At 64.8% G+C, this 7,728-nt stretch carries 8 protein-coding genes; 4 read left to right on the plus strand and 4 right to left on the minus strand.

What is annotated here, in order from left to right; translation table 11 throughout:
• Positions 1-127 precede the first annotated feature (127 nt).
• The 4 genes from ABNU97_RS09690 to rph are packed head-to-tail and all read right to left on the minus strand — an operon-like array spanning position 128 to position 2,830.
• Positions 128-316: a CPXCG motif-containing cysteine-rich protein gene (locus tag ABNU97_RS09690; RefSeq protein WP_348766530.1), complete on the minus strand. Its 189-nt coding sequence runs from the start codon at positions 314-316 to the stop codon at positions 128-130.
• Positions 316-1,497 (minus strand): radical SAM family heme chaperone HemW, encoded by a 1,182-nt coding sequence (gene hemW / locus ABNU97_RS09695; protein WP_348766531.1) that lies wholly within the window; start codon positions 1,495-1,497, stop codon positions 316-318. The genes ABNU97_RS09690 and hemW overlap by 1 nt, the downstream gene beginning before the upstream one ends.
• Positions 1,481-2,098 carry an RdgB/HAM1 family non-canonical purine NTP pyrophosphatase gene (gene rdgB / locus ABNU97_RS09700; RefSeq protein WP_348766532.1) on the minus strand — a complete coding sequence of 206 codons (618 nt, stop codon included), beginning with the start codon at positions 2,096-2,098 and terminating at the stop codon, positions 1,481-1,483. Before rdgB ends, hemW begins: the two co-directional genes overlap by 17 nt.
• 6 nt (positions 2,099-2,104) lie before the next feature.
• Complete coding sequence (rph, locus tag ABNU97_RS09705; protein ID WP_348766537.1) at positions 2,105-2,830, minus strand: ribonuclease PH; 726 nt, start codon at positions 2,828-2,830, stop codon at positions 2,105-2,107.
• A 136-nt stretch (positions 2,831-2,966) separates the two neighbouring features.
• Between rph and ABNU97_RS09710 the strand changes: the two genes are divergently transcribed.
• The 4 genes from ABNU97_RS09710 to ABNU97_RS09725 all read left to right on the plus strand — a co-directional run bounded on the left by ABNU97_RS09710 (position 2,967) and on the right by ABNU97_RS09725 (position 7,682).
• Complete coding sequence (locus tag ABNU97_RS09710) at positions 2,967-3,830, plus strand: YicC/YloC family endoribonuclease (protein WP_348766533.1); 864 nt, start codon at positions 2,967-2,969, stop codon at positions 3,828-3,830.
• A 7-nt stretch (positions 3,831-3,837) separates the two neighbouring features.
• Positions 3,838-4,446, plus strand: a complete 609-nt coding sequence (gene gmk / locus ABNU97_RS09715) for a guanylate kinase (RefSeq protein WP_348766534.1) — start codon at positions 3,838-3,840, stop codon at positions 4,444-4,446.
• Between the two features lie 75 nt (positions 4,447-4,521).
• Positions 4,522-4,839 carry a DNA-directed RNA polymerase subunit omega gene (gene rpoZ / locus ABNU97_RS09720; protein WP_348766535.1) on the plus strand — a complete coding sequence of 106 codons (318 nt, stop codon included), beginning with the start codon at positions 4,522-4,524 and terminating at the stop codon, positions 4,837-4,839.
• Between the two features lie 680 nt (positions 4,840-5,519).
• Positions 5,520-7,682 carry a bifunctional (p)ppGpp synthetase/guanosine-3',5'-bis(diphosphate) 3'-pyrophosphohydrolase gene (locus tag ABNU97_RS09725; protein WP_348766536.1) on the plus strand — a complete coding sequence of 721 codons (2,163 nt, stop codon included), beginning with the start codon at positions 5,520-5,522 and terminating at the stop codon, positions 7,680-7,682.
• The last annotated feature ends 46 nt before the right edge of the window (positions 7,683-7,728 follow it).

Here is a 7,728-nt window from a genome sequence, read left to right on the forward strand (position 1 = left end):
AAACGGCTACGACGAACGTCGAACTCGAGGCTTGTCCAGGACCCGTTCAGCCAGTCTGGCAGTCGAGCCGCGCTCGGCGCGCCGGGCGCCCCGGAGGGCTGCATACAAGGCAATAGCGCAGGGCGGGCTAGTCGTTTTCGGCCGCGGTATCGACATGCGCCAGGCTGCCGTCGGGGGCGACGTTCACGCTCACCAGTATGGGCTGGCAACACACGAAACAGTCTTCGGTGTAGGTCTGATCGCCGGCCGAACAGTCGACCACCATCACGATCGGCTCGCCGCAGTAGGGACAGGTTACCGTCTGTTCTTCGAGCATCAGGGCAGTACCTCGGCCAGAATCGTATCCAGAAACCGCCAGCCGCGCTCGGTGGCCCGCAGCGTTTGCCGATCGAAGGCTACAAGTCCCTGGGCGATCGGTTGTGCGAGGGTCGTGCCCAGGGCTTGCCAGTCGAGGCCGGTGCGCTGCTCGTAATCGTTACGCGTCACGCCCGCGCGCCGTCGCAGGCCGTTGAGCAGGAATTCGAAGCAGGCGTCGTCTTCGTCGAGCAGGCGGGATTCGGCGATCGATGCCGGCCTGCCGGCCACGCTCATGTACCCCGTGGGCCAGCGCTGGCGCGCGCTGCGTTCGATATGACCGTCGGCGCGCGTGCGCTTGCCATGGGCGCCCGCGCCGATGCCCAGGTAGTCGCCAAAGCGCCAGTAGTTTTCGTTATGGCGGCAGGCTTTGCCGGGCTGTGCCCAGGCCGAGACTTCGTATTGCGCGTAGCCGGCGCTACGCAGACGCTCGCCGGCGCGTTCGAATATCTCGACCACCGCATCGTCGTCCGGCAGGGCCGGCGGCTGTCGATAGAACGGCGTGTTCGGTTCCAGAGTCAGCTGGTAATAGGAGATATGGCCCGGCTCGCGTTCGATGATGCCGTCGATATCGGCCATGGCCCGGGCATGGGTCTGGCCGGGCAGCCCGAACATCAGATCGCAGTTGATCGCGGTAAAGCCCCCGGCGCGGGCATCGTCGATCGCGGCCAGGGCCTCGGCTGCGCCATGGATGCGTCCGAGCGCGCTCAGGCAGTCGTTGTCCAGGCTCTGAATACCCAGCGAAAGCCGGTTGACGCCCACGGCCCGCAGATCGGCAAAGCGGGTCCGTTCGGTCGTGCCCGGGTTGGCCTCGAGCGTTATTTCACAGTCGCTCGACAAACCGAGTCTGGCGTCCAGCGCGGCGAGTATTCGACCGATCGCCTCCGCCGAGAACAGGCTCGGCGTGCCGCCGCCGAAGAATACGGTGTCGATCGGCCGGTTTTCGTCGGCCGCGGCGAGCGCCCAGTCGGCGAGCAGGGCGTCGATATAGGCGGTTTCCGGCAGTTCGGCCGGTGCTCGATGCGAGTTGAAGTCGCAGTAGGGGCATTTGCGCACGCACCAGGGCAGATGCACATACACCGATAACGGTATGCCGCTGCGTTGTGCGCTCGCCGGGGCGGGTTGTTCAGCCGTCGTGCTCATCGGCGCGCAGTTGCTCGACGAGCTGGTGCATGGCGCGGGCGCGATGGCTGATCGCATTCTTGCGCTCGGCCCCCATTTCGGCGGCGCTGGCGTTTTCTTCTTCCACCCAGAACAACGGGTCGTAGCCGAAACCGTGTTCGCCGCGGGCTGCTTCGAGAACGCGGCCACGCCATACGCCGTGGGCGATCACCGGCACCGGGTCGCTGGCCGAGCGGGTGGCGACCAGGCAACAGTGAAAGGCCGCACCCCGCCGCGCCGGGGCGAGCCCCTCGAGAGCCGCCACGAGCTTGGCGTTATTCGCCGCGTCGTCGCCGTGGCTACCCGCATAGCGTGCCGAATACACGCCGGGCGCGCCGTCGAGTGCGTCCACGGCCAGGCCGGAATCGTCGGCGATCGCCGGCAGGCCGGTCAGTGCGGCCGCGTGGCGAGCCTTGATCAGCGCGTTGTCGACGAAGCCGATACCGGTTTCCTCGGCATCGGGCACGTCGAATTCGCTCTGGCTGACCAGCTCGATATCGAGCACTTCCAGCAGGCTGCGCATTTCGGCGAGCTTGCCGGCATTGCCCGAGGCCAGCACCCAGCGTCGATGCGGTGAAGCCATGGGGCGTTATCCTTCGCGGGCCGCGCGCTGGGCCTCGATGAGCTCGCCGATGCCTTTTTCGGCATGGCCGAGCAGGGCGTCGAGTTCGCTGCGCGCAAAGGCATGGCCCTCGGCCGTGCCCTGGATCTCGACGAAGCCGCCGGCCTCGTTCATGACCACGTTCATATCGGTTTCGGCCTGCGAATCCTCGGCATAGTCCAGATCGAGCACCGGCATGCCGTTATAAATGCCGACCGACACGGCCGCGATCTGGCCATGGATGGGGCTGCTCTTGAGCTTGCCGGCCTTGACCAACGAATCCATGGCGTCGACGAGGGCAACATAGCCACCGGTGATCGACGCGGTGCGGGTACCGCCGTCGGCCTGGATTACGTCGCAGTCGATGGTGACCGTGCGGCTGCCCAGCGCGTTCATGTCGACCACCGCGCGCAGGCTGCGCCCGATCAGACGCTGGATTTCCACGGTGCGTCCGCCCTGTTTGCCGCGGGCGGCTTCACGGCCGTTGCGGCTGCCGGTCGCGCCCGGCAGCATGCCGTATTCGGCGGTCAGCCAGCCGCTGTTCTGGCCGCGCAGCCACGGCGGCACGCGTTCTTCCACGCTGGCGGTGCAGATCACTTTGGTATCGCCGAAGCTCACCAGGACCGAGCCGGCGGCATGCTTGGTGAAATGGCGTTCGAAGCGTACGTCGCGTAGTTCGTCGGCGGCGCGTGCGCTGGGTCGCGTGGTCAAGATCGGGCCCTTGGTCGTCTATAAACTGGCCGTGCAGTGTAACAGCGTGGTGCCTGCGGCATGCCCGGCGCCAGCGTGAACGCGCATGGCTGTGCGATACTGCGCGGCTTGCCATATCGATGACGACCACGGACAGTCCATGACCCGGAGCATGACCGGTTTCGCGCGCAGCCAGGCCCAGGGCGACTGGGGCGAAGTGGTATGGGAACTGCGCAGCGTCAATCACCGCTATCTCGATATTCATCTGCGTCTGCCGGATGCACTGCGTGCGCTGGAGCCGTCGATTCGCGAAGCGGTGGCCAAGGTGGTGTCGCGCGGCAAGGTGGATATTGGCGCCAAGCTCGTCACCACCGACGATACCCAGGCCATCGAGATCGACGAACAGCGCCTGGCCGCGCTGGGCGAGGCCCTGTCGCAGGTTCGCTCCACGGTGATCGATTGTCGTGCGCCGGACGCGCTGCGGCTATTGACCTATCCTGGCGTGCAGCGCGAGCGCGAGCCCGATATCGACGCCATCCAGCGTGAGGCGCTGGCTGCGTTGAAACAGGCGCTAGGGCAGCTGCAATCCATGCGCGAGGACGAGGGCGGTCGCCTGGCCACGATGCTGATCGAACGCGCGCGCCAGATTCGCGAGCATGCCGATGCCGCCGCCGAGCGCGTACCGCAGGCACGCAATGCCTGGTACGACAAAATGCGTGCCCGTCTGGCCGAACTGGACAGCGAGGCCGACCCCGCGCGCGTCGAGCAGGAGTTGATCTTCACTGCCCAGCGCATGGACGTGGCCGAGGAGATCGATCGCCTGCACAGCCATGTCGAGGCGTTGGAAAAAGCGCTGAAGAAAAAAGAGCCCATCGGTCGCCGCCTGGATTTTCTCATGCAGGAATTCAATCGCGAGGCGAACACGCTCGGCTCTAAATCGCAGGATGCGGAACTCACCGCCCATGCGGTGGAGATGAAGGTGCTCATCGAGCAGATGCGCGAACAGGTTCAGAACATCGAATAGGGCACGCGTGAACGATTGCCAAAGCCAACGCCGCGGACAGCTGTACGTGATTTCCGCGCCCTCGGGCGCGGGCAAGACGAGCCTCACCCATGCCGTGATCGAGCGCCTGGCCGCGCGCGGTCGCAAGGCCCGTTTTTCGGTGTCCTATACCACCCGCGCCGCCCGGCCCGGCGAGGTCGACGGCGAGGACTACCACTTCGTCTCGGTGTCCGACTTCGAGGCCATGATCGCGGTCGGCGCCTTTCTGGAACACGCCCGCGTATTCGATCGCCATTACGGCACGTCGGCGGCCGAGACCGAACGCTGGCTCGCGCACGGGCAGGACGTGGTGCTGGATATCGACTGGCAGGGGGCCCGACAGGTGCGCGCCCGCAGCGAAGACGTAGTCACTATCTTCATCCGACCGCCATCGCGCGAAGAGCTGGAGCGGCGGCTGCGCTCGCGTGCATCCGATGACGACGCCCAGATCCAGCGCCGGCTGGCGGAAGCCGACGACGAACTCGCCCGCGCCAACGAATACGACTATCAGATCGTCAACGACGTGTTCGACGATGCCGTGGAGGCGCTCGAACAGATCTTCTGGGCCACCGACCCGGGCGCGCAGGGCGCATCGTAGCAACACAGGGCTGGCCGACGCGGGTGCGCATGGTTATACTGCGCGGTTTGCCACCCTCGTCGCGAGAGTATCGTCATGGCCCGAGTTACCGTCGAAGATTGTCTTGAGCACGTCAACAACAAGTTCGAACTGGCCACGATCGCGGCCAAGCGCGCCCGCCAGCTTGCCCGCGGCGCCAACGCCCGCCTGCCCTGGGAGGACGACAAGCCCACGGTGATGGCACTGCGCGAGATCGCCGCTGGTGAAGTCACCATCGCCATTCTCGACGAGCCGGACCTGCCGCCGGTGAGCACCGGCATGGATGCGCCGCAGCCGGCCGAGCCGAGCGAAGAAGATCTGGAAGCCGAAGGCGAGAAGAAAGCCGCCAAGCCCGCGGCCGACGCCGACGAATAAGCGAACGTAGCCGGCCACGCCCGGCACGCGTTACGAAAAGCCGCTGTCTTCAGCGGCTTTTTTGTGTCGGATTCTTGCAAGCCGGTTGTGCGCGAAGAAACGCGACTAAGGCAAAGGACCGACCGCCCAAGCGTTTGTCGAGGTTATGTTCGCGCCGGGCGCTCAAGGCGGTTCGCAGACAGGCTCCGCTCGATGCGGATTCGGTAGTCGAGCGTCTGATGGCGACGTTCTTCAAGAACAACCGCAGATTTCGCAGATTACGCAGATGAGGAAGAGCGTGGGCGCATACGCCGGGCGAGAGCGAGCGACCGCGATCTCCTGTCTTTGATCTACGTTGATCTGCCGACCTTCCCCCGCCGGCGACGACCACCGAAGCCGAAGCACCGATGGTATCGATCGCCCACCACGGCCGAATCAATACATATGCGCAATCAGCGTAATAGGCGGTTTCTGCCTTAAAACCGATAGAAACACTCGCGATTACACGGCGGTCCTGGCGACGGTTCGTATTCCTGACGATGGGCAAGGTGGGGTATCCGGCTGGGCCGCAGTGGCCCGGGTACATTTCCGTACGCGCGAAATGCCGGCCGGATGACCGGTCGCGTGGGGCGAATTTTCGCAAGCGAGGACGAGCCGGGTAGCGAGTCGTCAAAACGGCGTTTTAGCAGTACTCTTGGATCATGGAATTGCCAAGCGGTATCAATCGGCTGCAAACGCGTATTCGGACCTCGCGTATTTCGCGCGAGTTCGGTATCGATACGCTCGCCGAGCATCTGGAAAGTTATCTGCCGGAGCCGGCGATCGCGCGGGTGCGGGCCGCCTATGAGTTTGGCGAGCACCAGCATCGTGGCCAGTTTCGCAAGACCGGCGAACCTTATATCTATCATCCGCTGGCGGTGGCCCGGATCCTGGCCGAGATGCGGCTGGACGCCACGACGCTGATCGCCGCGATCCTGCACGACGTCATCGAAGATACCGACGCCGCCCGTGAAGAGGTGGCGCGACGCTTTGGCAAGGAAGTGGCCGATCTCGTCGACGGTGTCAGCAAGCTCGACAAGGCCCAGTTCCATAGCCGCGAGCAGGCCACGGCCGAAAGTTTTCGCAAACTGATGCTCGCGATGACGCGCGATATTCGCGTCATTCTGGTCAAGCTGGCCGATCGGCTGCACAACATGCGCACGCTCGAAGGCATGACCGCGAAAAAGCGGGCTTCGATCGCCCGCGAAACGCTTGAGATCTATGCCCCCATCGCAAGACGGTTGGGCATCAACAGCATGCGCCAGGAGCTCGAGGAGCTCGGCTTCAAGAACATGTACCCGCGCCGCTACGAGGTGTTGCGCCGCGCCAGCCAATCGGTGACCGGCGATCGGCGCAGCCTGCTGCGCGAAATCGAGGAGACGCTGTCGCGGGCTCTGGCCGCCGAGGGGATCGGCGCGATCGTGAAAGGCCGGCGCAAGAATCTCTACAGCATCTATCGGAAAATGCGCGAAAAGCACCGCCGTTTTCTGGATGTGTTCGACCTCTACGGCGTACGCGTGATCGTCGATGCGGTGGACGAATGCTATCGCGGGCTGGGCATCGTTCATCACCGCTATCGCCCGATTACCGAACAGTTCAACGACTTCATCGCCAACCCCAAACTCAACGGCTATCAGTCGCTGCATACCACGGTAATGGCACGTGGCGGGATCAAGTTCGAGGTCCAGATTCGTACCCGCGAGATGGATCAGATCGCCGAATCCGGCATCGCCGCGCACTGGCAGTACAAGCTCGGCGAGAAGGCCGGCAAGCTCGGCAACCTCGACGCCGAGGAATGGCTGGCGCATCTGGCCGAAATGCACGAAGGCGAGCGCGATTCGCTGCGCTTCGTCGACAACCTGCGCATGGATCTGTTTCCCGACGAGGTCTATGTATTCACGCCCAAGGGCCAGATCATCCGCCTGGCCAAGGGCGCGACCTGTGTCGATTTCGCCTATGCGGTGCATACCGAGCTTGGTGATCGCTGCGTGGCCGCGCGTGTCGAAGGCCATCTGGCGCCGCTCAACAGCCAGCTCCAGTCCGGGCAGACAGTCGAAATCATCACCGCCAAGCATGCGCGCCCGAACGCGGCCTGGCTGCATTTTCTCAAGACCGCGAAAGCGCGCACCGGGGTGCGCAACTTCCTCAAGAACCAGCGCGAAGACAAGGCGCAGCGCCTGGGTGAGCGTTTGCTGGACAAGTCCTTGGGCGACCTGGGGCTGTCGCTGCGCCGACTGTCGCGCTCGGATATCGACCGCGGGCTGGCGGAAATGGACGAACCGAGCCTGCCCGCGCTGTATGCCGCCATCGGCCTGGGTCGGCGCCTGGCGCCGCTGGTCGCACGACATTTTCTGGCCGGCGACGCACCGGTGGCCAAGGGCCGGCGGGCCAAGCCGCTGGCCGTGGAGGGCACCGAAGGGCTGGTGGTCGAGTTCGCCAAATGCTGTCACCCGGTGCCCGGCGACGCGATCCATGGCCAGGCCAGCCTCGGCCGTGGTCTGGTGGTGCATCGCTTCGGCTGTGCCTATTCCACCCGTAAAGGCGCCTCGGCCGATCGCGTCGAGCTGACCTGGGCCGATAACGTGACCGGCGAATACGACGTGGAGCTGCGGGTGACGGCCTCCAACAAGCGCGGGCTGCTGGCCACGCTCACCGCCAAGTTCGCCGACGCCGACTCCAATATCCAGAACATCGTGTTCCCGGAAAGCAGCGGTGCGCTGATCACCATTCGGTTTCTCATCGACGTGCGCGATCGCCACCATCTGGCCAACATCATCCGCCGGCTGCGGCGCATCAATGCGGTAGAGAGAGTGGAGCGCAGCTAGGGAAGCTCTGCATAACCTGTCACGGTCGCGCCGGCGTGCTTTGCGC

Source organism: uncultured Salinisphaera sp., assembly GCF_964012375.1.
Taxonomy (GTDB): Bacteria; Pseudomonadota; Gammaproteobacteria; order Nevskiales; family Salinisphaeraceae; genus Salinisphaera.